Below are 26,994 nucleotides of genomic sequence, written 5' to 3'. Positions count from 1 at the left end.
GCCACTCCCATTCATAACTATGGTTTCATAACTCATAATTCATAATTCATAACTCTCTTGAGGATTCCTGCTCCGCATGAACTAAATTTGCAGGTACAAAACCTGTCACTTTACACATGCCAAAATTCTCTCATCTTCACGTACATACTCAGTTTTCATTATTGGATGGGGCCGCCTCTATTCAAAGTCTTTATAAAAAGTCAGTTAAGGAAGGCATGCCGGCACTGGCCATCACGGATCATGGAAATATGTTCGGTGCTTTTGAGTTTGTAGCTGAAGCTTACAAACACAAAAACGATGATGGCTCGTTAAAGGTGAAACCAATTGTTGGCTGTGAATTTTATGTTGTGGCTGACCGTCATCGCAAGATATTTACCAAGGAACAAAAAGATCAGCGTTTTCACCAGGTTTTACTTGCAAAAAACCCGGTTGGTTATCAGAACCTGATTAAGCTTACATCTCTCGGCTATATCGAAGGAATGTATAGTAAATATCCCCGTATTGATAAGGAACTTATATCACAATATCATGAAGGATTAATCGCTACAACCTGCTGCATAGGTGCGCATGTACCACAGGCGATCTTAAAAGAAGGTGAAGAAAAAGCAGAGAAGGAATTTAAATGGTGGCTGGACATTTTCGGTGAAGATTTTTTTATTGAGTTGCAGCGTCACAACATGAAGGAGCAGGAAATCCTTAACCAGACCCTGATAAAGTTTGCGAGGAAATACAATGTTCCGATGATTGCAACCAACGACAGCCATTATACTGATCGTGATGATTACAATGCACATGATATCCTCCTTTGTATCAATACCGGTGAAAAGAAAAGCACCCCCGGTTATGATGATTATGTAAACGATGATGGAAATACAAAGGACAGGCGATTCAAGTTTCCGAATGACCAGTTTTATTTCAAGAGCAAAGATGAGATGGAAAAATTGTTCCATGACATTCCGGAGGCTATTGATAATACAAATATGATAGTCGACCGGGTTGAGGTTCTTAACCTGAAAAAAGACATTCTACTTCCGGCATTCCCTGTACCAAAAGAGTTTGCTATACATAACGACTCTAATCTTAACCAGTGGGAATTACTCAAACATCTCACTTATCTCGGTGCAAAAAACCGCTATACTGAGATCACTCCTGCCGTAGAAGAAAGATTAGCTTTTGAATTGCATACTATCAAAACGATGGGTTTTGCCGGTTACTTTCTAATCGTTAGTGACTTTATTAAAGCCGGACGTGAACTTGGTGTATTTGTGGGGCCGGGACGTGGATCTGCTGCGGGTAGTGTGGTAGCTTATTGTATCGCGATTACCAATATCGATCCGTTGAAGTACAATCTGCTTTTTGAGCGTTTTCTGAACCCGGACAGGAAATCCATGCCGGATATTGATACGGATTTTGATGATGAAGGAAGACAGAAGGTGATTGACTATGTCGTGCAGAAATACGGCAAAAACCAGGTAGCACAAATCGTTACTTATGGTACCATGGCAGCCAAAATGAGTATCAAGGATGTGTCACGCGCCCTTGATCTTTCATTGCCTGAAGCCAACGCGCTGGCCAAACTCATACCAGATCGGCCGGGTATAGAACTCAAAAGAGTCCTGCACGCGCCGCTTAATCCAAAAGAAGGCGAAAAATCGCTGGAGGAAAAAGATGGAGTCGGCCCGGAGGATATGGAGAATGTAAAGAGGCTTCGCGAAATATATAAAACTACCGGGCTTGAGAGCCAGGTCTTGCATGAAGCAGAGAGACTTGAGGGTTCTGTGAGAAACACCGGTATTCATGCCGCTGGTATCATCATCGCTCCTCGGGATCTCACCGAATTGATACCGGTTTGTATTGCCAAAGATTCTCCCCTATGGGTCACCCAGATCGAAGGAAACATTATCGAAGATGCTGGTGTAATCAAGATGGACTTTCTTGGATTGAAAACACTATCAATCCTTAAGAATGCGCTTGAACTAATCCGGCAAAACCATGGTATCAGCATTGAAATTGATAATATTCCGCTCGACGATAAAAAAACTTTTGAGCTCTACCAGAAAGGCGAAACAAATGGCACCTTCCAGTTTGAAAGTACGGGCATGCAAAAATATTTGCGGGACCTGAAGCCGGATAAGTTTGATGACCTGATAGCAATGAATGCCTTGTACCGCCCGGGTCCGCTGGCTTATATTCCTGACTTCATTGATCGTAAACATGGCCGGCAGGCAATCTCCTATGATCTCCCGGAAATGGAAGACATCCTGAAAGAAACCTATGGAATCACGGTTTACCAGGAACAGGTGATGTTGCTTTCCCAGATCATTGCAGGGTTCTCCAAAGGAGATGCCGATGTGTTGCGGAAAGCAATGGGTAAAAAACAGAAGTCAGTTCTCGATAAAATGAAAGCCCAGTTCATATCAGGAGCGTCAAAAAAATATCCTGATACGGCTAAACTTGAAAAGATCTGGACCGATTGGGAAGCATTTGCTCAATATGCTTTTAATAAATCGCATTCCACCTGTTATGCTTTTGTGGCTTACCAGACCGCCTATTTAAAAGCCCATTATCCTGCAGAATACATGGCAGCTGTTCTCAACAATGCCGGCAGTATTGAAAAGATTACATTTTTCATGGAAGAATGTAAACGTATGGGTCAGAAAGTTTACGGCCCGGATGTTAATGAATCAAAAAAAGGTTTTGCAGTAAATGATAAAAGTGAGATCAGGTTTGGTCTTGGCGGATTGAAAGGAGTTGGTGAAGCTGCTGTTGAAAGCCTCATCGCTGAACGTGAAATTAATGGCCACTATCCAACCGTTTTTGATCTGATCAAAAGAATCAATCAGCGCACTGTTAATAAAAAAACGCTGGAAAGCCTTGTTTATGCCGGTGCATTTGACTGTTTCAGCGAAATGCATCGTGCCCAGTATTTCCATATACCACAGGGTGATAATACTACGGGCATGGAAAAGATAATACGGTTTGGAAATGTATTTCAAACAAATTCAGCCGGCGCTTCCAATACCTTATTTGGCGACCTTGCTATGCCTGATGTGGTACCTCCTAAAATTCCAACATGTGAACCCTGGCCGCTGGTTGAACTGCTGGATCACGAGAAAGAAGTAACTGGTATGTTTATGAGTGGACATCCACTCGATAATTTCCGTTTTGAAATAAAACATTATGGAATAACCAGACTGGGCGAATTTAATGAGATCAAAGACGCAATCAATCTTTCTCCTAATGCCGGTCGTACTTTCCGGCTCGCGGGACTGGTAGTTGATGCCCAGCACAGGCTTACAAAAACGGGCAGGCAATTCGGTTCATTGATGATCGAAGACTATACCGGAAAAACGGAATTGATGTTATGGAGCGACGATTATACACGGTATGCTGCATACCTGGAAAAGGGAAAAAACCTGTTCGTCACGGGCTCATTCAAACCTCGCTTTAACAAAATCGAGTTTGAGTTTAAGATAGAAAAGATAATATTATTGGAAAGCATTAAACAAATGCTGACAAAACAGGTTATAGTTGACATCGAAGCCAGGTTTGTAGATGAAGGACTGGTCAGATTCCTGGAAAACAATGTTAAATCGAATCCCGGAAGAACCGGTCTGAAGTTCAACATCAGCGATCCAAGGGCACAAAACAAGATCACGATGTTTACAATGGAGACCGGGATTGAAATGAATGACGAATTGGCGGCTTATTTGTATGACAAACAGGAGCTGGAAGTACAGGTTTTAACTAATTAATATACAGAAAATTAGATAGCTTTGACGTTTAAACACAGACCAAATGTCAGAAAAACAGCTCCTAAAGTTGTTATCAACATCTGTGGGAATGTCAAACATGCCGTTATTGTCGATTGGATGTAAATTTGCCCTATAGCAGCATACTGATTGAAAGAATTAGAATAATAAAATAAAATATAAAACTATGGCATCAGAATTCAATGATTCAAACTTCCAGGATAAAGTGATTTCTTCAGAAAAACTTACTGTTGTAGATTTTTGGGCAGAATGGTGTGGACCTTGCCGTGCAATAGGCCCGGTTATCGAGGAGCTTTCCAAAGAATACGATGGAAAAATCAATATCGGAAAAGTAAACGTTGACCACAATCCGCAGTTATCTGTTAACTACGGTATCACTTCAATTCCGGCTATCCTTTTCATTAAGGGTGGTAAGGTTGTAGACAAGTTGGTTGGCGCTCAACCAAAATCAAATTTCGTTAAGAAAATTGAACAACATATCTGATTCGGTGTCAACTTTATCAGCCCTCCATATAATCTGGGGGGCTTTTTTTTTGTGTAAAAGCAAGTTTCATAGAGTAAACATAAGAATGAGCTTCCACTCAATATAGCGGTGATTTGCACTCAATAAAGCAGTGATTTGCAGGAACAAATTGATAAGTTTATGAGTTCTTAGCTTTATATTGCCGGCCATTGAATCCTGTTTGTTACCAAAAACTAGCTGAATGAATCTTCACGTCGATAACCTGCTTCGTGGTCTTCTGGGAATGTTCTTCTTGATTATGGTTTGTTTTGCCCTCAGCAATAACAGGAAAGCTATCAACTGGAAGCTTGTTCTTATCGGAGTAGTTGCACAGATCTGTTTTGCACTTGGTGTATTGAAGGTGAATTTTGTAAAGATCTTTTTTGGATGGTTATCAGCCAAATTTGTTGAGCTTATAAATATCGGGCATAAAGGCATCGAATTTATCTTCGGTAACCTTGCCGACCCTTCTGGTCACTGGGCCTATATTTTCGCCGTCCAGGTTTTACCAAATATTATATTTTTCTCGGCTTTGTCGGCTATGTTGTATTATCTCGGCATCCTTCAGAAGATAGTTTTTGTTTTTGCCTGGATGTTGAAAAAAATCGGGATCTCCGGCCCGGAAAGCGTTTCAACAGCAGCCAATATTTTCCTTGGACAAACTGAAGCTCCGCTGATGATCCGGCCTTTTCTTGATAAGATGACCCGGTCTGAAATTCTATGTATCATGGTTGGGGGTATGGCGAACACCGCGGGTAGTGTGCTCGCGGCCTATGTAGGATTTCTCGGTGGGAACGACCCGGATCAGCAAAAATATTTTGCGTTACATATGTTGAGCCAGTCAATTATGAGCGCACCGGCAGCAATAGTTGTGTCAAAGGTATTGTTTCCTCAAACTGAAAATGTGATCCGCGAACTCCATGTACCCAGGGAGAAAATCGGTGATAATTTCCTCGATGCAATTTCACTTGGAACTACGGATGGAATGAAACTAGCGGTAAACGTTGGGGCCATGCTGATCGTTTTCACTGCTTTGATGTATCTCTGTAACTGGATACTTGGTTCTGTTGGATACTGGTTCAGTATTAATGATGATATCGCCCGGGCAACAAATGGCCGTTATGATTCTCTCTCATTACAGATGTTACTCGGATATATCTTCTCTCCCGTAGCATGGCTGATAGGTGTAAATTCTAAAGAGATGGTTGCGGTTGGCCAGTTGCTTGGTGAAAAAACGATTCTAAACGAATTTGTTGCTTATGTTTCTTTTGGGCAGATGAAAAACGCCGGTACAATTGCTGATCCGAAATCCATCCTGATTGCAACTTATGCTTTATGCGGTTTTGCAAATTTCGCTTCAATCGGGATCCAGATTGGTGGGATTAGTCAGATTGCACCTTCGCAAAGAAAAAATTTAACTGAGCTGGGCATTCGAGCATTGATTGGTGGTACTATTGCTTGCCTCATGTGTGGCTGTATTGCCGGAGCCTTGTCTTAGTCTTATCTTAAGATGCCAAACATTACCAATTCAGTCTGTCCAATAATCCCAATTCAGTCTGCCTAACATTCCCGATTCAGTCTGCCCAACATTCTCTGTTCAGGCTTGTTATTCTGTAATACCTTTGCAACCGATTTTGTGACTGAACCCTCATTGAAATGAAAGAGAACATACAGGCAATAACAGCCCGGGAACCGAATAAAGCAATTGCCGCAATAGCGGAAAAAATAATAGGAAAACAGCGGATTAGCCCTGCCGAGGGATTAATGTTATTTGAGCATGGCAGCCTCCCGTTTCTGGGAGCATTGGCTAACCTGGTCCGCGAGCGGCTTCATGGTAATACCACCTATTTCAATCGCAACTTTCATATCGAGCCGACAAATGTTTGTGTGTTTTCCTGTAAGTTTTGCTCCTATTCAAAACTCTATGCTCATCGTGAAGATGGCTGGGAGCTGACGACTGCCCAGATGCTGGACATAGTTAAAAAATATGATGGTCAGCCTGTTACTGAAGTTCATATAGTGGGTGGTGTACATCCTAAGCTTACGATGGAGTTTTTTGCCGATCTTCTTCGAAAAATAAAATCACATCGTCCTGATTTACATATTAAAGGTTTTACTCCTGTTGAACTTGATTATATGTTCCGGAAGGCAAAGGTTACTGTAGAAGAAGGAATGAAATATTTGCAGGAAGCAGGACTGGATTCCCTTCCCGGCGGAGGTGCAGAAATATTTCATCCAGAGATCCGTCAGCAGATTGCTGATGACAAAGTAGATGCTGAAGGTTGGTTGCATATACATCGTGCAGCACATGAACTAGGTATGCATTCAAATGCAACCATGTTATATGGCCATATAGAAAAATACGAACATCGTATCGATCATATGGAAAGGTTAAGAGCCTTACAGGATCAGACAGGTGGCTTTAATACATTTATCCCGCTGAAGTTCCGCAACAAAGACAATGCGATGAGCAATGTGCCTGAAAGCAGCATCATAGAAGATATGAAGATGTATGCCGTTGCCCGTTTGTACATGGATAATTTTCCGCATCTGAAAGCTTACTGGCCGATGCTTGGCCGACAAAACGCCCAGCTTGCCCTGTCATTTGGCGTAAATGATATCGATGGCACAATTGACGATTCCACAAAGATCTATTCAATGGCCGGCTCCGAAGAACAAACTCCTTCAATGAGTACCGACCAACTGGTTTCCCTGATTAAACAGGTGAAGAGAAGGCCAGTGGAAAGAGACACTTTGTATAAGGAGTTGATGGTATATTAATTCTCTGATTGGTATATTAATTCACTGATTAGTATTACTAGTATTAAGATCCAATGTTTTTTAATGAACATATCCTGCTATAAATTCCTGCTATAAATCTATATGACTTAGTAAACAAACGGGGAAGAATACAAATCATTAAAATGCTTTACATTTAATTTTATGGCTCTCCCAAATATTTTTTCCCGCGAGGTAACTGAGAAATTAATCGAAAGGATCAACAAACTGCATGCGACTTCTACACCCGGCTGGGGTAAAATGACGGTCGCCCAGATGCTGGCTCATTGTAATGTTACCTATGAGATGGTTTACGAGAATAAACATCCCAAACCAAATAAGTTCCTGGGTTTCGTGCTAAGGTCTTTTGTCAAAAAATACGTAACCAACGAACAACCATACAAACGAAACATGAGGACTGCGGCACAATTTCTTATTCACGAAGTAAGAGATTTTGAAAAGGAGCGTTTGAGACTTATTGATCATCTCAATAAAACCCAACAACTGGGCGAGGCCCATTTTCACAACAAAACATCTCATTCATTCGGGAAACTTTCGAAAGAAGAATGGAACAACATGTTTTACAAACACGTTGACCATCATCTTACACAATTTGGCGTTTGATGATTGGGATTTCACCCCGGGCTATGCGAAGTCAACCCCTATCGGGGTTGTAAGGCCTTCGGCATCTGCGTTTCATAATTCACAACTCATCACTCATCACTCATAACTCATAACTCTCTTCCCCTATTCCGATTTCAAACTCTTGACTGGGTTTGAAATTGCTGCTCTGATTGCCTGGAAACTAATGGTAAAAAAAGCAACAGCGATCACCAGGATAGCGCCGGAAGCAAATAGTTTCCAGTTGAGCGGAGTTCTGTATGGATAGTTTTGTAACCATTGATTTGAAGCTATCCAGGCAAACGGCACCGACAATACCAGAGCAAGTATTACAAGTTTTAAAAAGTCGGTTGACAGAATACGAACCACTTGTTGCACAGATGCACCCAGCACCTTCCTGATACCAATTTCTTTAACACGTTTTTCAGCTGAGAGAACAGAAAGACCAAACAACCCGATACAAGAAATGAAAATGGTCAGTATGGCTGAGAAGAAAATGATTTGTTTCCATTTATCTTCCGACTCATATTTTTTGCGATTCTGTTCTTCCATGAAAGTATAACTATAGGGATTTAAAGGATATAATTTTTTATATAAACTTTCTATGAATTTCAAGCTTGCAGTTTCAGTTCCAGGCTGGATCCGCATGATGAGCTTACCATAATGTTTTCCAGAGGTCATCCTGAACATCTGTGGTTTGATTTTAGTGTTCAGCGCTTCATAATGATGATCCTTTACAACACCGACTACCTTAACCTTACGGTTATCGTACCAGAAATTAACTTCCTTTCCAATGGGATCTTTCCAACCAGTCCTTGTTACAAAAGATTCATTCACTAATACTGAATTTATCGAGTCGGAGGTGAACTGGGTAGAAAAATTCCGCCCTTTAACAACCGGAATTTTCATTATTGGAAGATATTTCTCATCCACTGTTTCATAAGCAAAGTTGATCTCAGTTTCACCATTTATTTTGGCAACGGTTGACCACATTCCATTGTTTTTGGGAGCCACCTCTATGATATTTTTGTTTTGTAGTAATTCTGCCCTGAATGTATTTACATCATTCAGCGACATCCCCCTGTTAGTTACAATGACCAGATTGTTATCATCATAACCGAGATCGGTGCTGGTTAGGTAACTTAATTGAGAATAGATTACCATGGTAGCTATGATAAGAAAAGAGGCCAGAAAAAATTGCAGTACGACCAGTGATTTCTGAAGATAATTTTTGCCTGACATTGTGAAGCGGCTGTACAAAGTCTGAACCGGCTGATACCCGGACAAAACAATTGCCGGATAGAAACCGGCCATTAATGATGTAATTAAGAACAAAACAAGGTAGGCTCCTACAAGCCAACCATCAACGAGATAAGCCAGGGCCAGCTTTTTATTTGACAGTTCATTAAACAAAGGCAGTGCTAGTTGTACAAGTAGTATTGCCAGGATAAAAGCGCCAAATGAAAGCACAAACGATTCGCCAAGGAATTGCAAAATCAATTGTTTCCGGTCCCCTCCTACTACTTTCCTGATACCGATTTCTTTCGCACGTTTTACGGACTTTGCTACAGTAAGATTGATAAAATTTATGCATGCAATAAGAAGTACAAAAATCGCAATGCCACTTAAGATATAAGAAAACATAGGATTGCTTCCACCTACCAGGCCGTTGTCTGCCTGGAAATCAGTACTCAGGTGCATTTCGGTAAACGGTTGTAATAACTGGGTAATATGGTCCTTCATACCATATTTTTCCCTTGCTTCTTTGATGGCTTCATTTGCATCCTGTTCGAAAACCTGCTGCATTTTCTTTTCAACTTTCCGCGCATCAACATCTTTACCAAGCACCACAAAAGTATTCATAAATGAATTTAACCAGTTCAGACTCCGGGCTTCTTCTTCTTTGCTCACATTTATCGGCAGCAATATTTCGAACTTTACAGATGAATTTTCAGGTTGTTTTTGAGCAATGCCAATTACGAGGTAAGATGAAAATTCTTCTCCATCTTTCAAAAGTAGCGTCTTACCTATGGCATCAGTCGATCCAAATTGTTTTATTGCCATTTCTTCAGAAAGAACTACCGAATTCGGATCCTTCAGTGCTTCCTTGCCATTTCCTTTTATTAATGGAAATGAAAAAACCGAGAAAAATGAAGAGTCAGTGTAAAAGACTTCCTGCGAACTTACTTCAGTGCCTTTTTTGAGATCAAGCCTGTCCGATTGCAGACGCGTGAAAGCAGTTATTTCGGGTACTGCAGCTGAAAAGCGTGGACCCTGGAAATACCCGGTATATGGATTCTTATGAACAACGCTATCCCCTGGAACGCTTCTTTTGCTCACAACACGGTAAATCTGGTTCACATCCCGGTGAAACTGATCATAACTTACTTCATCTTTTATATAAAGCATGATTAGCATAGCGCAGGCAAGGCCAATACTTAATCCGGAGATATTTATAAAAGAATAAGCTTTGTTACGGCTAAGATTTCTTAGTGCTGTTTTTAAATAACTTTTAAGCATTGTAACTGGTTTAAGTTTGGAGCGTAGTGTAAGATCTATACTTTCCTCAAGCCCTATGCCAACTACGAAACCGTTACTAAATAGCAATTTCGGCATCACTGTTTTGAGATACTGTCCGAAAACGGACAAGCTGATGTACGGTTCGGAGTGCGCAATCAATATCCCTGAAATAGATTAAACGCCTGAAGAAATCGACTTAAAAAAAAACCATGAGTACTTCTCGCAAAGTTATCATGGTGTTGGTCATTTGAGTTGGTTCTATTTACTCTTTCAGGCTCTTAAGATATTTTATACTTTGTGGTACCTGTCCGATCACATTACTACTTTCGTCTTCAATGAAATAGTGTTTTATTCCGACCTTTTTTGCTTCTTTCAGAATTGCCGGTAAGTCAAGTTCGCCGGTCCCCAGTGCCACATCATTTTCCTGTGAAGTTCCACCGGTAAGATCTTTTTTTGTTCCTTTTCTGAGATCTTTGAGATGCATCAGCTTCCAGCGATTACCGTATTTCTTTAACAAGGCCGCAGGATCGCCGCCGCCAAATTGTACCCAGAGAATATCCATTTCAAATGAAACATACTCCGGATTTGTATTTTTTATCAGATAATCCATCAACGTTCCATCTTCGTAAGGTTGAAACTCGTACCCATGTGTATGATAACAAAAAGTGATGCCTTGTTCCTTCAGCACTTTGCCTGCGCGGTTAAAATCTTCAACGGCTTTTTTTGCATCTTCAAGAGTGAATGTGTTATTTTTATGAGGTATCCAGGAACACATCACATAACTTGCCCCCAAAAGTTTTGCAGTGATTGCAACCGAATCGGGAGATTTTGCCAGCTGCTCATAACTGGCACCAGTAGACGGGATTTTTATTCCACGCTCTTCACATAGCTTTCTGAATTCTTGTGGCGATATACGTCCACCCCCACCTTCTATTTCTGTGAATCCCATCATCTTTATTGTATCCAGCGTTTTTGGTATACTGTTAGGGAAACTTTTTCGGAATGTATAAGCCTGCACTCCCAGCGGCGCAGTAAATAGCGGCTTACTATTTTGTGCCAGTGCAAAATCAGTTGCACATACTAAAAATGCCATTACCAGTCCCAGACAAAAAAATTTCTTCATAATTCAGCTTTATAATTAATGAACAAATATTAAACAAACTATTACGTAACCATGGTGAACAATTCCAACATCCTCTTACCAATAATACCCATAATTTACCATTCAATCACTCTCAACTAACTCATAACTCATAACTCATAATTCATATCTCTCTTCAAGTCGTGCCTCTCTTTAATTCTTCAACAGCGTGGTTCGCCGCTCTTGCGGTTAAAGCCATATAAGTGAGCGTTGGATTCTGCGTGCCTGTTGAAGTCATGCATGCTCCATCGGTTACAAATACATTTTTACAATGATGCAGCTGGTTGTAGCTATTCAGTAATGAAGTTGCCGGATCCAAACCCATTCTTACTCCACCCATCTCGTGTATATCAGATCCGGGAGGTGATTTTGTATCCTCAATTTTTATATTGATAAATCCAGCTTTCTGGAACATTTCTGTCATCTGGCTAACATAGTCAGCCACCATCTTATCATCGTTTTCATCCCATTCACAGGATACGATTAATTGTGGTATGCCATATTTGTCTTTCAGTTCTTTGTGAAGCCGCACATGATTTTTTTCAAGAGGTACACATTCCCCCATCATCCAGCTGCTTATCCGCCAGTTACCCAGCTTAGGATTTAAAAGGTTTTCACGAAGCTGATCACCAATCATACTTGTATCCGTTTCAGTTCCCCGGCCGCCGCCGATGCCAATAGCATAGCCACGAAGAAAATCCATTTCCTGTTTTTTCAGATTTCTGAACCTGGGGATATAACTATTACTTGGATTGCGTCCATCTGTTTTTTTATCGCGAAACCCTTCAAATTCTGCTCCGCCTTTGCCACGGTAATTGTGCCAGGATATATATTTTCCGAGGATGCCATTATCATTGCCAAGACCATTGGGAAAGCGGGATGAAACCGAATTTAATAAAATAGCGTTGCTGTTTAAAGTGGATGCATTTACAAAAATTACGTTGCTGTAATATTCAACCATCTCTTTGGTATTCGCATCAATTATCCGGACGCCGGTAGCCTTTCCCTTTTTTTCATCGTAGATGATGGAATGTACTACAGAATGCGGTCTTATGGTGAGATTTCCCGTTTTCAGTGCCCAGGGCAATGTAGATGCGTTAGAGCTGAAGTAACCGCCATATACACAACCGCGATTACACATGGCCTGGTTCTGACATTTAGTTCTTCCCTGCTGTGTATGTATTGGTTGCGGATCTGTTATATGTGCACATCGGGCCTGGATCAGGTGCCTGTTCTGGAAATTCTTTGCAAGACTTTCTTTGAAATAACCTTCAATATGGCTCATTTCAAAACCCGGCATCACTTCACTATCCGGCAGTTCAGGCAGACCATCTTTATTACCAGCTATACCTGCAAACTTTTCAACATAGCTGTACCATGGTTCAAGATCTTTATAACGTATTGGCCAGTCAACAGCAAAACCATCCCTGGCTGGTCCTTCAAAATCATAATCACTCCAGCGTTGAGTTTGTCTTGCCCACATAAGCGATTTCCCACCCATATGATATCCCCTCACCCATCGAAAAGGTTTTTCCTGTATATAAGGTTGTTCATCGTCTTTCAGCGCAAAGGGCAATGTTTCAGCTCTTAACATACGTGCGCCCTGGTAGTCTTTTCTTCCTGAAAGAGGAACATTACCCCTGTAGTCAAGTTGCCATGGGGCTTTTGATGCAGTAGGATAATCTTTGCCGTGTTTCACTTCCCTTCCACGTTCAAGTACAAGCGTTTTAAGTCCTTTATCACAAAATTCTTTCGCAGCCCATCCACCGCTTGCCCCGGAGCCAATAACAATTGCTTCGAAATTCCTTTCTTCAGGATTAATTAAAATACCAGGCATATATTCAGCATTTACTTTTGATAAACTTGAATGGTCTTGAATTCAATTCAGGCTTTTACATTAACAGAACCATAATAGTGACCAGGAGCTGTTTTATAGCCAAGGTAGTTCACCATCACTTTCTGAGAAGTAGTAAAACCACGAATCGTTTCCGATTTTATCAGCTTGAAAAACTCCAGTTCATCTTTGTTTGTGGAAGCGGATAGTTTCTTCAATGACTGAAGTCTGAGTTCGGGTGACAGGTCTGTAAATGTTTTGCCATCATTAGCCGCGCCCGATGATTGCAAGGCATGCAATTGTTTTTTCACATTCGACTGCATATCCGGCTCATAACAATCATCAATTAGCTTTATCAGGTATTTGTCTACGCCAACTGAAATTGCACCGACCGAATTCCCGGCAGGAATGATGGTATCACAGATTTTTGCAAGAATTTCATGTTCTTCGGATGTAAAACTTGATTGGAAAGTTGGATGTTCGCTCAACCCTAATTTTACCATCCAGGATGGAAGTGTAATCAATGCGCCGGATGCTAACGCAAAATTTTTAACTGCAGTTCTGCGGTCCATAAAACAAGCTGTATTTATATGACAAGAATTGGCGATACCGGGGTTGAATATAGGTAAATTTTCTTACCACAGACGCTGGTGAAGAGATTAAAAAAACGCATAAACAGAATACCGGAACTACTCCGCTTTCAGACTGCGGGCCGGATTTGCTACAGCAGCCTTGATTGACTGAAAACTTATAGTGAATACTGTAATCAACAGGATTGCTACCAGAGCTACGACGAATATACCAGGCCCGAGGTTAACTTTGTAAACAAAGCCACTTAGCCATTTGCTCATGACCCACCATCCAACCGGGAAAGCAATCAACATCGAAAGCGCAACGAGTTTAAAGAAATCTTTTGAGAGAAGCAGCACGACGGCCCCGGTTGTAGCACCAAGCACTTTTCGTATTCCAATCTCTTTGGTACGCACCTCCGCGTTAAAGGCGGCAAGACCAAATAAACCCAGGCACATGATCAGCACTGCGAGCCCCGCGAAATACTGCGCAAGAACAGAAATCCTTTCTTCAGAAACATATTGTGCCTTGTATTCATCGTCCAGGAAAGAGTATTCAAATGGGATCCCGGGATTATATTTTTTATATAATGTTTCAATACTGCTTAGAGTTTCTTTTTCTTTTCCAGGTTTTATTTTCGCAATCACCAGCGATGTATGGGAAGGATTGTATCTGAATACCAGGGGTACAATAGCTTCATGAAGCGAAGAGATATGAAAGTCCTTTACAACACCAACAATGGTCATATCATTATCCCACATCCTGATAGGTGTGCCGATCGGATTTTTTAATCCCATCACGCGAATGGCAGCTTCATTAAAAATAAGGCTGCTGCTATCAGAACCAAACTCACTGGAAAAACTTCTTCCGTCTTTCATTTTTATACCTAAGGTCTCTATAAGACCATAATCCACGGACCGCACTGCAAAGTCTATTTTTTGCTTTTCATCTTTACCAGGCCAGCTGATTCCGTATGTGGATGACCCGTTGCCAGCTTGTGCCAATCGTGATTCGAGGGTAGAAGCCCTTAACACACCCGGAGTTTGTTTCAATTCATTTAAGAAAACGTCGGTGTTCTTATTAATGCCACCCGATCTTTCAAAAGAAATCATCGAAATGCGGTCATAACCCAGGTTTTTAGACTGGATAAATTTCATCTGCTGATAAACAACAATCACGGAAACAATCAGCAATAACGAAACGGTAAACTGAAATACCACCAGGCCTTTCCTGGCCAATAGTTCAGAGATTGAATTTTTAGGTCTTCCCTTAAGAACTACCACTGGGTTAAAGCCAGACAAATAAAAAGCAGGATAACTTCCGGAAACAAATCCGGTAACAAGGGTAGCTGTGAGTAACATCAGTATCAACTCAGCATTAATATTAAGCTCTATCTGTTTTCCAGTAAGATTATTAAAGTAAGGTAATAGTATCGCGACTATCAGGCATGCGGCCAACACTGAAAACAGGACCATAAACATCGCTTCACAAAGAAACTGAAACACCAATGCACGACGGGATGAGCCAACAGCTTTTTTGATACCAACTTCTTTGAGACGCCTGGATGCTCTTGCGGTGGAAAGATTCATAAAGTTGATACAAGCCACTACGAGGATGATAATGGCTATAACTGAAAATAATTTAACGTACTCAATTCTTCCGCCAACCTGCTTCCCGTTTTCATAGTTCCCGTGCAGGTATGCACCCGAATAAGGTCTTACGAACAAGGAGTAAATATTGCCCTCGTTGTATTTCTGGAGGAAGTGCTGAATCTTTTTATTAAACTTAGCAACATCGGTTCCTTTCTTTAACTGCAGATATGTGGATGGGCCGGTATTCCACCACTTCTGGCCATTGGTCCAGATTTCGTTGATTAATATTTCATGAGTAAGAAGGATGTCAAATTTCATCGAAGTATTGGACGGCAAAGTCGCAAATACGCCGGAGACAGATGCCTGCTTTTTGTTTCCGAACATTTCATAGCCCAGTCTTTTGCCTATAGCATTTTCAGGTGAGCCATATAAACTTATAGCCAGTTCCTTTGAAACAACAACGTTGTTCCGATCTTTAAATACCTGGCTTTTATTTCCCTGTAAAATCGGGAATGTAAACATTTCAAAAAAGTCTTTGCTGACAAATGAACCATATGCTTTTAAACTTTTATTTTCAAGCCCCACATCCATCCTCATTCCCTCTTCATATAATGACATGATAGGAGTTGCAAGTTCAACTTCCGGCAGATCTTTTGCCATTGTCTCAGCGAGCATTCCCTGCGTGCCATCGTGAACAATCATCTCACCGTTTTCCTTGCTTAGCTCCATTACCTGGAACAATTGCTTGTCGTTTTTATGGAACTTATCAAAATGCAGTTCTTCATTGATCCACAGGTAAATAAAAAACGCGCAAACAAGCCCAGTTGTCAACCCGAGGAAGTTTATCAGGAATGAAGTTTTAAACTTCTTCATATTCCTGAACGCAATAAGTAACTGGTGCCTTATCAAGAGAGTTATGAATTATGAGTTATGAATTATGAAAGGTAGTTGTGAATTATGAAATGGTTTTTAGGATCTGCATAGTGTACAGACAAAAAAATGCCAACTAATTAATTAGCTGACATTCAAATGTTTACTTATTAATTAGTTTCTGCGCCTGTCCGATTCTGAAGGCTGACTGTCCGAAAATGAACGCAAAGAGAGATATGAATCACTTCAAGAGAGATATGAATCACTTCAAGAGAGATATGAATTATGAGTTATGAGTTATGAAAGTAGTTATGAGATAAGTCAATTATGAAATGTTTACTGGTTCTACGTATTGCGTGAAGTTTTCGATGAGGTCAGCTTGTTGCTCCTGTCGCCATTGGAACCGGCATATTAATTCTTTTGGATTGTTGTCGAGGAAGACGTGGAGGGTAAGACCGTCTTCATAGGGCAGAAAATTCGTGCGACTGAAGGTGAAGGTCTCGCCAACCGGGTGAACGTTTTTGTCATAGTCTGTGAAAGGTTTTACGACTACATATTTCTGACCTGGGTTCAGGTTTAGGGGATTGCTCATGTTGATGTTTTATTTTTGATGATTTATTTTTGATGTTTTCTGAATTGTGTTCTTAACTTATCCGAAGTTATAGGGATTTGTAAAGGATACTTATAGACATTCAGTGGTTGGAAGATTTCTTTGAGTAGATGGCACTGGAGTAAATAGCACTGGAATAGATGGGATTTGAGAAGGTAGTATTTTGAGTAGATGCCATTTGAACAAATTGCATTGAGTAGATGGCATTTGAGTAGATTGCATATCGACAACTATTAACTTTTTCTATGAGCCTCTATACAGATCATTTAGAGATATACAAAAGGTCCATGCTGGCGCCGGACTATGTTATTCAAAAGATCATAGTTGCAAAACATTTTATAGATAATAATTACCAGGGCGACATTTCGCTCAACGAAATTTCCAGGGCCTCACTTATCTCAAAATTTCATTTTATCAGGTTGTTCAGGAAAACTTATGGCAGAACGCCCAATCAATACCTGGTAGAAATCCGGATAACAAAAGCAAAACTTATGTTGAAACAAGGCTACGCGGTCTCGGATGTTTGTGTCGCGGTCGGGTTTTGCAGCATAACATCTTTTACCTCCCTATATAAAAAAATCACTGGTCATACACCCGCCTATTTTAGAAGATTGTCGTCAATCAAAAAAGCAATTCCGGATAATAATTTCCAAATCTGAACCCGGATATTTGTCGCATGAAAATCAAGATTACCAGCCTGCCCGTTAAAAACCAGGACGAGGCACTAAAGTTTTATACTGAAATACTCGGATTTGTGAAGAAAACAGATTTACCCCTCGGTGAGCACAAATGGCTCACGGTTGTTTCCAATGAAGAACAGGATGGTGCGGAACTACTTCTTGAACCAATGGGATTTGAACCGGCCCGTGTTTACCAGAAAGCATTGTTTGAAGCAGGTATACCGTGGACCGTATTCAATGTAGAAGATGTTGACAAGGAGTTCGAGAGATTGTCGGGGCTGGGAGTAAACTTCAGTGTAAAACCAATAGCAATGGGCCCTGTAAAAATCACCGTTTTAGATGATACCTGCGGTAATAATATCCAGCTGATCCAACTTCTTTGATACATCTGCTGTAAGACTATGAGCAAGAGGCCAATGAACCGTTCAACATTCGCTGAGACTGATTGGAATATGAACAGCGAGTCCTCCCTCAGAAGTTTCTTTGTATTTATTATTCATGTCTTTTGCAGTATCCCACATTGTTTTGATAACTCCGTCCAGGGAAACCTTTGCAAAATCTGGTGAGCTCTGCAGTGCGAGTTGTGATGCCGTTATTGCCTTGATGGCTCCCATGGTATTACGCTCAATACAAGGAACCTGGACCAGGCCGGCAATCGGATCACAGGTAAGACCAAGGTGATGCTCCATAGCAATCTCGGCCGCCATCAAAACCTGTCGCTGTGTTCCGCCCAGTACTTCCGTGAGAGCTGCCGCAGCCATAGCAGAGGAGACCCCCACTTCTGCCTGGCAACCACCCATGGCCGCAGAAATAGTTGCTCCTTTTTTGAATATGCTGCCCATTTCAGCCGCGGTCAGCATGAACTGAACAATCTTATCCTCGTTATAACCATCGCAAAAAATTGTATAGTATTGAAGTACTGCCGGTATTACTCCTGCGGCACCATTGGTTGGAGCTGTTACTACCCTTCCGAAAGATGCATTTTCTTCATTTACGGCCAGCGCAAAACAGCTAACCCAGTCAAGCGTGTATTTAAAATCATTGCCGCCTGCCCTGATTTTCATGAGCCATGAATCGTAATCTTCGTAAGTCCTGCCACCAAGTAGTTTTGCATTTAATTCGGCCGCACGCCGTTTTACATTCAGCCCACCGGGTAAAGTCCCCGAAGTATGACAACCACGAAAAGTACATTGTTTCATAACTTCCCAGATCGCCAACAATCCTTGCTTCGTTTCGTAGTCCGGTCTCCAGGTATTTTCGTTTTCAAGCACCACGTCACTTACAGCGAGACCCGTGCGCCGGCACCAGTGTAACAAATCATCAGCACTGTCGATGGGAAAAGGCAACTCGATCCCTTTTCTGACCAGCGCAGGTTCATCTTCTTTTTTAATAAACCCACCACCGATAGAATAGAAAGTTTCCGCAATCTCACGGCCATCAATAAACGAAGCAAGAAATGTAAGAGCGTTCGGATGATAAGGTAAGGCTTCGGTCTTCAGAAACTCTATGTCTTCTCTGGGATCAAAATCAATCTCATGTTTGCCCGCCAACACTAGAATTTTCATCGAAGAAATATCAGTGATCTTTGGTGCAATGGCGTTAACATCAAAGGTTACCGGGTCATCGTTACAAAGTCCCAGTTGAACTGCTATGTCAGTGCCATGTCCAATGCCTGTTTTGGCAAGAGATCCATAAAGCAATACACGAACAGATTTGATATTAAACAAGTCGCCGGCTGCTTCAATATTTATTATGAAACGTTGTGCCGCTCTCCATGGACCCAGTGTATGTGAGCTTGAGGGACCAACGCCAATTTTGAAAATATCGAATACAGAGATGGCTTCGTGTGGCAAAGAAAAGATTTAAGGAATTGAACAACTTTCAGATCTTACTTAATATCGACGACGTTAATATCGAAAATTAAAACCGAGTTACCTGGTATCGTAATATTACCGTTAGCATCTCTCTGGGGCTGGCTACCATAGGCTAAAGACGGGGGTGCGAACAAACGTATACTTCCGCCTTCCTGAACGAGCGGAATACCCTGAATCCAGGCAGGGATAAGGCCCTGCAAGTTGAAAACCTGGTTGCCAGGAGACTGCGGGATTGTATTGCCGTTAGTTAGTTTAAGATTATAGCCAACTTCGACAGTTGAGCATTGATTTGGGAAAGCACCAGTTCCGGGTGTCAATATTTGGTAGTACATGTTGCTTTTATATTTTGTGGCTGTAATTCCATTTGCTGTAAGATAGTCCTTAACCATTTGCTCTTCGACGGCCGGAGCTACATCATTATTTTCCGGACACTCACTTTTTTTATTACATCCCGTTGACATTAATAGGATCAATGCAAGTCCTGCCACTAATTTTCTCATTTTCTTTTTTTGATTTGATTATTTTGTTTTGATTTTATTTTATTGTTTTGGTTTTTTAACTTGATAAGACTCATTCACCAACCTTAGCGCTGCACTGACACAACATTCATTCTAAATCTCCCTTGCTATCAGCACTGCTTCCTTCAGTTAAGCCGGAACGCCTGGTACTCAATCTGTCAGAAATCCGACCTTCAGTTTTGTCAGAAATTCCACCTTCAGTTTTGGCGGAACTCAGGCCTTCGGTTTTGACAGAATTTCCTGCTTCGTTTTTTACCCGGTTTTCAGCCCTTGCCTTAAACTCAAGATACTGCTGTTCCTTCATATCCCATTGGTGCCTTTTGTAGATTACAGCCACGAAACCGGCAATTAAACCAACCGCGGTTATCAGCAGCGCTGGACTAAGTGTACTGTTCGCTGCCATATCTGCACGCTTATACCAAAGTCTTGCACTTATCAGGATCACCAAAACCGGCACCGAAAAAAGAATACCAACCGGGATACCGAATAATAACTGAGTAATCAGCTTGCCTTCCCGTTCGCGGTTAGCCTCCCAGTATTCAATATAAAGTCGTTCCTGTTCACTATTCATAACGGCCGCAAAATTAAGAATACTAATTAACTATCATGGATTTATACTGAAATCAGCATTTTTAATTTACCTTAGGACCAAAATCCATAATTTGAAATTATCCTCTGTATTTGCACAATACTTCTACCAAAACAAAAAACTGAACCTCCCGGGGATAGGCAGTTTCGAGATTGATCCATCCATCCCCATCACGGATTCTTCAGATAAAAATTCTCCGGACTTTAAACAACATATTCGCTTTACAAAAAAGACCATCCAAAAACCGGATGACGATTTTATAGATTTTATCCGCATACAGACAGGTAAAATCCGCCCCCTGGCTGAATCTGATCTTGAATCCTATTTGTCTGATGGAAAACTCCTGCTGAATATTGGAAAACCGTTTTTCCTGGAAGGGATTGGAACATTGCATAAAGTGGGTGAAGGCGATTATGAGTTTGCAGCCGGGGCACCTGTGCTGGAAAGACTGGAAGGGGATAAAGCTGGTGAAAAGATTATCAAAAAGCGTCCGGCATTTGATAGTGGATATTCGCAAATTGAACCAGATAACAACAGCAATCGCAAAGCATTACTTGGCATCGGGCTTGCGCTCGGGCTTGGAGCCGTGATCTGGGGTGGGTATTACTTATATAATCGTAATACAGAACCACTCACCCCGGCAGCAATCGAAGACAATCAACCTCCCGAAGCGGCTTCTACCCCCGCTCTTGATTCGGCTACTGTACATACCGTTGATACAACAGCCAGGTTAACCTTAACAGATTCTCTTCCTGTATCATCTGCTCCGGTTGCCCAGGCATCGGTAACGCCGGGTACATTCCGTTATATTTTGGAAACGCCGGCGACTAAAACAAGGGCTTTGAAACGAATCGGTCAACTTGCCCTGGTAAACCCGAAAATGAAAATGGAAACCGCAGACTCAAGCACGTTTAAGATATATGTAGATCTGCCAGGCACCCCGGCAGATACTGCAAGGATCAAAGATTCGCTCAATACCTGGTATTGGGGCAGGAAAGAAATGAAGGTCTCAATACAACAATAAAGCTCTATGCGTCCCGATGCTGCTTATTGGATTCAACATCTCAACCTTTCAAAACACATAGAAGGCGGTTCATTCCGTCAAACATACCGCTCGCCGCTCATCCTCGAAAGAGAATGCCTTGGAAATAATTTTGAAGGGCCCCGGCCTGTTTCAACCAGTATCTATTTTCTATTGGAACAAGGGCAGTTTTCAGCTTTCCATAAAATTTCCAGTGACGAAACCTGGCATTTTTACGAGGGAGATCCATTGGACATTTTCGAATTTGATGACAACGGCCAGCTAATTACGCATAAGCTAGGCCGTGATACCCAGAAAGGCGAATCATTCCAGGTGCTGGTAACAGCGGGCAGGTGGTTTGGCTCAAGGATTGCCGGTAATGGCATCTATTCACTCGTAGGATGCACGGTGGCTCCGGGTTTTGATTTCGCTGATTTCCAACTTGCTGTTCGTGCTGAACTTTCAGCATTATATCCTGAACATAAAACTCTCATTGCAGAAATGACTTATAAGTGAAATCTGAGTTAATATGATCCTTCAACACTTTATATAACCTCGATAAATTGCTTACATTTAAAGCCTAATATAAAAAGAACATATGAAACGCCCGGCTGATGATATTTACACATATAGTGATGTTTACAGGGCGTTCCGTATGACCAACAACAAAAAATTAAATTGAACATATGAAACATCTTTTGCTGCTTTCCCTTTCTGTTATCTTATCTGTTACGATTTACTCTCAAAAGAAAGCCGTTTCGATATTTAACGGTAAAGACCTTTCAGGCTGGACTGTTCACGGAACCGAAAAATGGTATGTTGAAAATGGCGAACTTATTTGTGAAAGCGGACCCGACAAAAAATATGGTTATTTGTCAACTGACAAAAACTACCAGGACTTCGAACTTGATGTTGAATTTAAACAGGAAGCAAATGGTAACAGTGGAATTTTTATTCGTTCAGGTATAGAAGGTGTAAAAATTTCCGGCTGGCAAGTTGAAGTGGCACCTCTTAATCATAACAGTGGTGGTATATATGAATCTTATGGCCGTAACTGGTTGATCAAACCAAAACCAGAAGACGAAAAATGGCTTAAAACCGGCGAGTGGAACCAGATGAAAATAAGAGCAAAGGGCGATGAGGTGACTACCTGGCTGAATGGTCATCAAATGGTGAACCTAAAAGACGAAAAGATTGGCCAGGGCAAAGGTTTTATCGCTTTGCAGATCCACGATGGTGGTGGTATCAAGGTTCGTTGGAAAAACATGAAAATAAAAGAGCTATAAGTTGATAATTGTTTAATAAGGTCCGGCTAGTGAAGTAGCCGGATTTTTTTTTGAACATACTCATTCATTAATGAAACAACATACTCATTCATTAATGAAACAACTTACTCATTCGTTTATGAAACTACATGTGGGGCAGGATTTTGATGTGGCTAAGGATTTTGATGTTAATCGAGGTTACTCTTTATCATGGGTGCAAGTTGTTCTGCCCATAGCCTGTACATTCTGCCGGAGAAATGCAAACTGTCTGCCGCCACAAGCGAAGCATCGGTTAGTGCTTTTTTCGAATCTGCTGTGATATCAAGATAATTCACTTTTAAAGCTTCGGATACTTCTTTGTTAACTGTGTTGTACTGATCGATTTCTTTTGCTATCCTTTCCGGATCACCGCGCTGTCCAAAGGGTGTGGTACCATAGTCGGGTATAGACAACACAACAACATGATTGGTTTTACCACCGGCCAGGACAATAGCATTTTTCAGGTTTTGCTCAAACTCCTGCCTGTACAAGTTGAGTGAGCCACCACGGTACTGGTTGTTCACGCCAATCAGCAGGGTTACCACATCATAGGTATATGCAAATTTCGTAGCTGTAATAGCCGATTGAAGTTCGCCGGCTGTCCAGCCCGTCCGGGCGATTATCTCGGGATCAGCTAAACTCAACCCCATGGCCCTCAGCATTTCCGTGACAATCACAGGATATCGGTCTGAAAGCGGTACTGACTCACCGATAGTATAAGAGTCTCCCAGGGCGAGGTAATGTTTTAAGCCGGTATCTATAACTCCAGATGCAGGTGCTATTGTTATATTGATGTTGCCCGCTTTCGCGGGTGATTGTTTGTTGCACGCCAGGATAATTCCTAGAACAGCCACTTTTATCAGCATTGAAAAAGATTCAATTCCTGTCATACATCTATATACGCATTTTCTCGCACAGAAGTTCGACACTACAAATGGAGTTTAAAAAACCAGCTGCCTTTCAAACACCAATTGCGTTAATACCTTTTTTACTGCCGTCATCTCAAATCCAATTCCTGGGATAAACAACGCATCCATCCAGTTCAATAATTCCAGAAACAACTCAATCAGAAACAATAAATACCAGAAACAACTCAATCAGAAACAATAATGGAAACCGGGTAAAATATTTGAGGTAGAAGATGAAATGCTTAAGGTGCCAAAATCCCGATGTTTTTAAAATGCGAAAAGGCCCTGCGGGAAAAACCAGTCAGGACCTTTTCTATATTGAGCCAATGACAATTAAACTTGCATCGACGCCGGGAGTTAATAACCCATTCCACCCATATCAGGAGCACCACCACCATGGTTGTGAGCTTCTTCTTTCTTAGGTTTGTCTGCGATTACACATTCGGTTGTAAGAAGCATACCTGCAATAGAGGCTGCATTCTCAAGCGCGATACGTGAAACCTTAGTTGGATCGATAACACCAGCTTTGTAAAGATTTTCATAAACTTCAGTACGGGCATTGAAACCGTAATCAAGTTTACCTTCTTTTACTTTTTGAACAACGATGCTACCTTCGATACCACTGTTTACAACGATCTGGCGAAGTGGTTCTTCGATAGCGCGTTTAACAATAGCTATACCGGTATTTTCATCTTCGTTCAAACCTTTCAGTTTTTCGAGAGACTCGATAGCACGGATAAAGGAAATACCGCCACCTGGAACGATACCTTCTTCAACAGCTGCTCTTGTTGCATGCAAAGCATCGTCAACACGGTCTTTCTTTTCTTTCATTTCAACTTCAGTAGCTGCACCAACATAAAGAACTGCAACACCGCCGCTTAATTTAGCAAGACGCTCTTGTAATTTTTCTTTATCGTAATCAGAAGTTGTAGTTCCGATTTGTGTTTTGATCTGATTAACACGAGCCTGGATCTGATCTTTCTTACCCTTGCCACCAACAATAATAGTATTGTCTTTATCAATGGTAATTGAAGAAGCCTGACCCAAAGAAACCAGTTCAACAGCTTCCAGTTTGTGACCCATGTCTTCGCTGATCAAAGTACCACCGGTAAGGATTGCGATATCCTGTAACATTTCTTTTCTACGATCGCCAAAACCAGGAGCCTTAACAGCAGCCACTTTCAAAGTACCGCGTAATTTATTTACAACAAGTGTTGCAAGTGCTTCACCTTCCAGATCTTCAGAGATGATCAGCAATGGACGACCACTTTGAGCAACTTTTTCAAGTACAGAAAGAATGTCTTTCATTGCAGATACTTTCTTATCATAAATAAGAATGTATGGGTTCTGCAATTCAACTTCCATTTTTTCGCTGTTTGTAACGAAGTAAGCAGATACATATCCACGATCGAATTGCATACCTTCTACAACATCAACTGTTGTATCAGTACCTTTTGCTTCTTCAACAGTGATAACGCCTTCTTTACCAACTTTGGTGAAAGCCTGGGCGATCAGTTTGCCGATATTGTTATCGTTATTAGCTGAAATGGTAGCAACCTGTTCAATCATTTTGCTGTCGGAACCAACTGCTTTTGATTGTGCTTTCAGGTTTTCAACCACTTTAATTACGGCTTTATCAATACCACGTTTCAGATCCATAGGATTTGCACCGGCAGCAACGTTTTTCAAACCTTCGCTGATGATAGCTTGTGCAAGAACAGTAGCAGTTGTAGTACCATCACCTGCAATATCGGCAGTTTTGGAAGCTACTTCTTTAACCATTTGAGCACCCATATTTTCGATAGGATCTTCCAGTTCAATTTCTTTTGCAACAGTAACACCATCTTTAGTTACAATTGGAGCACCAAATTTTTTCTCTAATACCACATTGCGTCCCTTTGGACCTAGAGTAACCTTAACGGCATTTGCAAGGACGTCAACGCCCCTTTTCATCTTATTACGGGCTTCGATATCGAAGAACAATTGTTTTGCCATGATTATATTGTTATTTGTTTATTTGATTTTTATTGTGACAAGTTGAAGACATCAGTACTGAACTGACGATAATTAAACTATTGCAAGAATGTCACTTTCTCTCATGATGAGGAGATCATCACCTTCAATCTGAATTTCAGTTCCGGAGTATTTGCCATACAAAACTGTATCGCCGACCTTAACTGTTACAGGTTCGTCTTTTTTACCAGGTCCTGCTGCTACTACTGTACCACGTTGTGGTTTTTCTTTTGCGGTATCCGGGATGATGATACCACCGGCGGACTTTTCTTCCGCTTTAGCTGGTTTCACTATTACCCTGTCGTGTAAAGGGGTAACATTAACTTTTGGCGCGGCAATTTTAGAATTAGCCATAATTATCAATTTTTGATTTAGTGAATTGTAAGAAATTTACCATTCAGGCGCGTAAGGCTGAAGGCTGGCAAATGTAGGCGAATTTTGTACCAATTCATTTTTAAAAGCCAATTTTGCAGGGTCAGTGTAAGCATTGTCAGACATATGGCCGCCCCGCCACCTATATTCTCTCCACTGTGTCATTTTTACAGTTCAAGCCAGGTATTTGGTTTTAAACAGACTAATCGCCCCGAAACTACGTTTAGGTCTTAAGACCCCAATTGAATCCCAGCCAAAATCCCAAACTGATGAAAAACTCCCTACTGGCATTGCTACTTGCCCAACTTTTGTTCATATCCTGCTCAAAAAGCAAGGACGAATCTAATCTTATCTCTGAAACTGCCACTATTTCAAAAACAAAGTTCCCTTGCGGACCTGCATGTACGGCAGAAGCCTGGCTTCTGATTACTGACAATTCTGTGAGCTACGAACCTGTAAATCTTCCTGATAATTACAAGGTATCACAACTGGCTGTCAGGGTGACCCTCAAAAAAACAGGATCCCGGTCTAATGCCTGGGAAGGTACGGGGGAAGAAAAAGTAGAAGTAATTAATATTGTGCAAAGATGATCCTCGTGTCGACTGTTGCCTGAATTTTACATTGTTCATTTTGCGCGTTCATGGCGTTCACTCGGTTCTTCCCTTCGCCGGATGGGCCTGAGGTTGGTTTGATTTGCCACTGTGATTCCTGGTTAATACCATTGTTCATTCCGGGTCTCTGCTGTTGTCTCCGATCGGCTTTTGTTCCCTGATCGGCTTTTAGTTCCCTGATCGGCTTTTTTAGGTATTCATGTTGTGCTAGGGATTGATGGGCCCTGATGGACTTCAGTAACTCCGAACAGGTCTCATGTATGAGAATGGTTTCTGCAAATGTGTAAATTTAA

General features: G+C 41.4%; 23 protein-coding genes. 11 read left to right on the top strand and 12 right to left on the bottom strand.

Features of this window, described 5'->3' with window-relative positions:
* Nucleotides 1-116 precede the first annotated feature (116 nt).
* The 5 genes from dnaE (at nt 117) to VK664_RS22930 (ending at nt 7,677) form a co-directional block, all read left to right on the top strand.
* Entirely contained in the window at nt 117-3,755 is a 3,639-nt protein-coding gene (dnaE, locus tag VK664_RS22950; protein ID WP_461401049.1) for a DNA polymerase III subunit alpha, read from the top strand.
* 184 nt (nt 3,756-3,939) lie between these two features.
* On the top strand, nt 3,940-4,257 hold the full coding sequence (trxA, locus tag VK664_RS22945) for a thioredoxin (protein WP_458924545.1): 318 nt from the start codon (nt 3,940-3,942) through the stop codon (nt 4,255-4,257).
* A gap of 220 nt (nt 4,258-4,477) precedes the next feature.
* Entirely contained in the window at nt 4,478-5,773 is a 1,296-nt protein-coding gene (locus VK664_RS22940; RefSeq protein WP_461401048.1) for a NupC/NupG family nucleoside CNT transporter, read from the top strand.
* Between the two features lie 158 nt (nt 5,774-5,931).
* On the top strand, nt 5,932-7,056 hold the full coding sequence (gene mqnE / locus VK664_RS22935) for an aminofutalosine synthase MqnE (protein WP_461401047.1): 1,125 nt from the start codon (nt 5,932-5,934) through the stop codon (nt 7,054-7,056).
* 162 nt (nt 7,057-7,218) lie between these two features.
* Entirely contained in the window at nt 7,219-7,677 is a 459-nt protein-coding gene (locus VK664_RS22930) for a DUF1569 domain-containing protein (RefSeq protein WP_461401046.1), read from the top strand.
* Between the two features lie 123 nt (nt 7,678-7,800).
* Here VK664_RS22930 and VK664_RS22925 read toward each other — a convergent pair whose 3' ends face one another.
* The 6 genes from VK664_RS22925 to VK664_RS22900 form a co-directional block, all read right to left on the bottom strand.
* Nucleotides 7,801-10,290 (bottom strand): ABC transporter permease, encoded by a 2,490-nt coding sequence (locus VK664_RS22925; RefSeq protein ID WP_461401045.1) that lies wholly within the window; start codon nt 10,288-10,290, stop codon nt 7,801-7,803.
* Nucleotides 10,291-10,456: 166 nt separating this feature from the next.
* Complete coding sequence (locus tag VK664_RS22920) at nt 10,457-11,317, bottom strand: sugar phosphate isomerase/epimerase family protein (RefSeq protein ID WP_461401044.1); 861 nt, start codon at nt 11,315-11,317, stop codon at nt 10,457-10,459.
* A gap of 154 nt (nt 11,318-11,471) precedes the next feature.
* Entirely contained in the window at nt 11,472-13,172 is a 1,701-nt protein-coding gene (locus VK664_RS22915) for a GMC oxidoreductase (RefSeq protein ID WP_461401043.1), read from the bottom strand.
* 47 nt (nt 13,173-13,219) lie between these two features.
* A complete protein-coding gene (locus VK664_RS22910; protein ID WP_461401042.1) occupies nt 13,220-13,741 on the bottom strand; it encodes a gluconate 2-dehydrogenase subunit 3 family protein in 522 nt (173 codons plus the stop codon).
* Nucleotides 13,742-13,858: 117 nt separating this feature from the next.
* Complete coding sequence (locus tag VK664_RS22905; protein ID WP_461401041.1) at nt 13,859-16,204, bottom strand: ABC transporter permease; 2,346 nt, start codon at nt 16,202-16,204, stop codon at nt 13,859-13,861.
* A gap of 322 nt (nt 16,205-16,526) precedes the next feature.
* A complete protein-coding gene (locus VK664_RS22900) occupies nt 16,527-16,793 on the bottom strand; it encodes a DUF3601 domain-containing protein (protein ID WP_461401040.1) in 267 nt (88 codons plus the stop codon).
* A 263-nt stretch (nt 16,794-17,056) separates the two neighbouring features.
* On the opposite strand from VK664_RS22900, the gene VK664_RS22895 reads away from it, so the two are divergent.
* Together VK664_RS22895 and VK664_RS22890 are read left to right on the top strand one after the other, a co-directional pair.
* Nucleotides 17,057-17,470: a helix-turn-helix transcriptional regulator gene (locus VK664_RS22895; RefSeq protein WP_461401039.1), complete on the top strand. Its 414-nt coding sequence runs from the start codon at nt 17,057-17,059 to the stop codon at nt 17,468-17,470.
* 17 nt (nt 17,471-17,487) lie between these two features.
* On the top strand, nt 17,488-17,874 hold the full coding sequence (locus VK664_RS22890; RefSeq protein ID WP_461401038.1) for a VOC family protein: 387 nt from the start codon (nt 17,488-17,490) through the stop codon (nt 17,872-17,874).
* 42 nt (nt 17,875-17,916) lie between these two features.
* Here the strand turns inward: VK664_RS22890 and VK664_RS22885 are convergent, their stop codons facing one another.
* The 3 genes from VK664_RS22885 to VK664_RS22875 form a co-directional block, all read right to left on the bottom strand.
* The gene (locus VK664_RS22885; protein WP_461401037.1) at nt 17,917-19,344 is read right to left on the bottom strand and encodes an L-serine ammonia-lyase; all 1,428 of its coding nucleotides are present in this window, start codon (nt 19,342-19,344) and stop codon (nt 17,917-17,919) included.
* Between the two features lie 35 nt (nt 19,345-19,379).
* The gene (locus tag VK664_RS22880; protein WP_461401036.1) at nt 19,380-19,865 is read right to left on the bottom strand and encodes an FKBP-type peptidyl-prolyl cis-trans isomerase; all 486 of its coding nucleotides are present in this window, start codon (nt 19,863-19,865) and stop codon (nt 19,380-19,382) included.
* Nucleotides 19,866-19,971: 106 nt separating this feature from the next.
* Nucleotides 19,972-20,454 carry a hypothetical protein gene (locus tag VK664_RS22875; protein WP_461401035.1) on the bottom strand — a complete coding sequence of 161 codons (483 nt, stop codon included), beginning with the start codon at nt 20,452-20,454 and terminating at the stop codon, nt 19,972-19,974.
* 91 nt (nt 20,455-20,545) lie between these two features.
* On the opposite strand from VK664_RS22875, the gene VK664_RS22870 reads away from it, so the two are divergent.
* From VK664_RS22870 to VK664_RS22860, 3 genes are all read left to right on the top strand, one after another.
* On the top strand, nt 20,546-21,496 hold the full coding sequence (locus tag VK664_RS22870) for a hypothetical protein (RefSeq protein WP_461401034.1): 951 nt from the start codon (nt 20,546-20,548) through the stop codon (nt 21,494-21,496).
* 6 nt (nt 21,497-21,502) lie between these two features.
* The gene (locus VK664_RS22865) at nt 21,503-22,009 is read left to right on the top strand and encodes a cupin domain-containing protein (RefSeq protein WP_461401033.1); all 507 of its coding nucleotides are present in this window, start codon (nt 21,503-21,505) and stop codon (nt 22,007-22,009) included.
* A 170-nt stretch (nt 22,010-22,179) separates the two neighbouring features.
* Complete coding sequence (locus VK664_RS22860; RefSeq protein ID WP_461401032.1) at nt 22,180-22,779, top strand: 3-keto-disaccharide hydrolase; 600 nt, start codon at nt 22,180-22,182, stop codon at nt 22,777-22,779.
* Nucleotides 22,780-22,946: 167 nt separating this feature from the next.
* Here the strand turns inward: VK664_RS22860 and VK664_RS22855 are convergent, their stop codons facing one another.
* The 3 genes from VK664_RS22855 to VK664_RS22845 all read right to left on the bottom strand — a co-directional run bounded on the left by VK664_RS22855 (nt 22,947) and on the right by VK664_RS22845 (nt 26,072).
* On the bottom strand, nt 22,947-23,687 hold the full coding sequence (locus VK664_RS22855) for an SGNH/GDSL hydrolase family protein (protein ID WP_461401031.1): 741 nt from the start codon (nt 23,685-23,687) through the stop codon (nt 22,947-22,949).
* A gap of 375 nt (nt 23,688-24,062) precedes the next feature.
* A complete protein-coding gene (groL, locus tag VK664_RS22850) occupies nt 24,063-25,700 on the bottom strand; it encodes a chaperonin GroEL (RefSeq protein ID WP_461401030.1) in 1,638 nt (545 codons plus the stop codon).
* Between the two features lie 72 nt (nt 25,701-25,772).
* Entirely contained in the window at nt 25,773-26,072 is a 300-nt protein-coding gene (locus tag VK664_RS22845) for a co-chaperone GroES (RefSeq protein ID WP_461401029.1), read from the bottom strand.
* A 287-nt stretch (nt 26,073-26,359) separates the two neighbouring features.
* Here VK664_RS22845 and VK664_RS22840 point away from each other — a divergent pair, with 287 nt between their 5' ends.
* Nucleotides 26,360-26,680, top strand: a complete 321-nt coding sequence (locus VK664_RS22840) for a hypothetical protein (protein WP_461401028.1) — start codon at nt 26,360-26,362, stop codon at nt 26,678-26,680.
* Nucleotides 26,681-26,994 lie beyond the last annotated feature (314 nt).

This window comes from Flavitalea sp., from assembly GCF_035489435.1.
Classification (GTDB): Bacteria; Bacteroidota; Bacteroidia; order Chitinophagales; family Chitinophagaceae; genus DATHKG01.
Note: the sequence above shows the minus strand (reverse complement) of the source record. Positions and strands in the feature narration are given on the sequence as shown.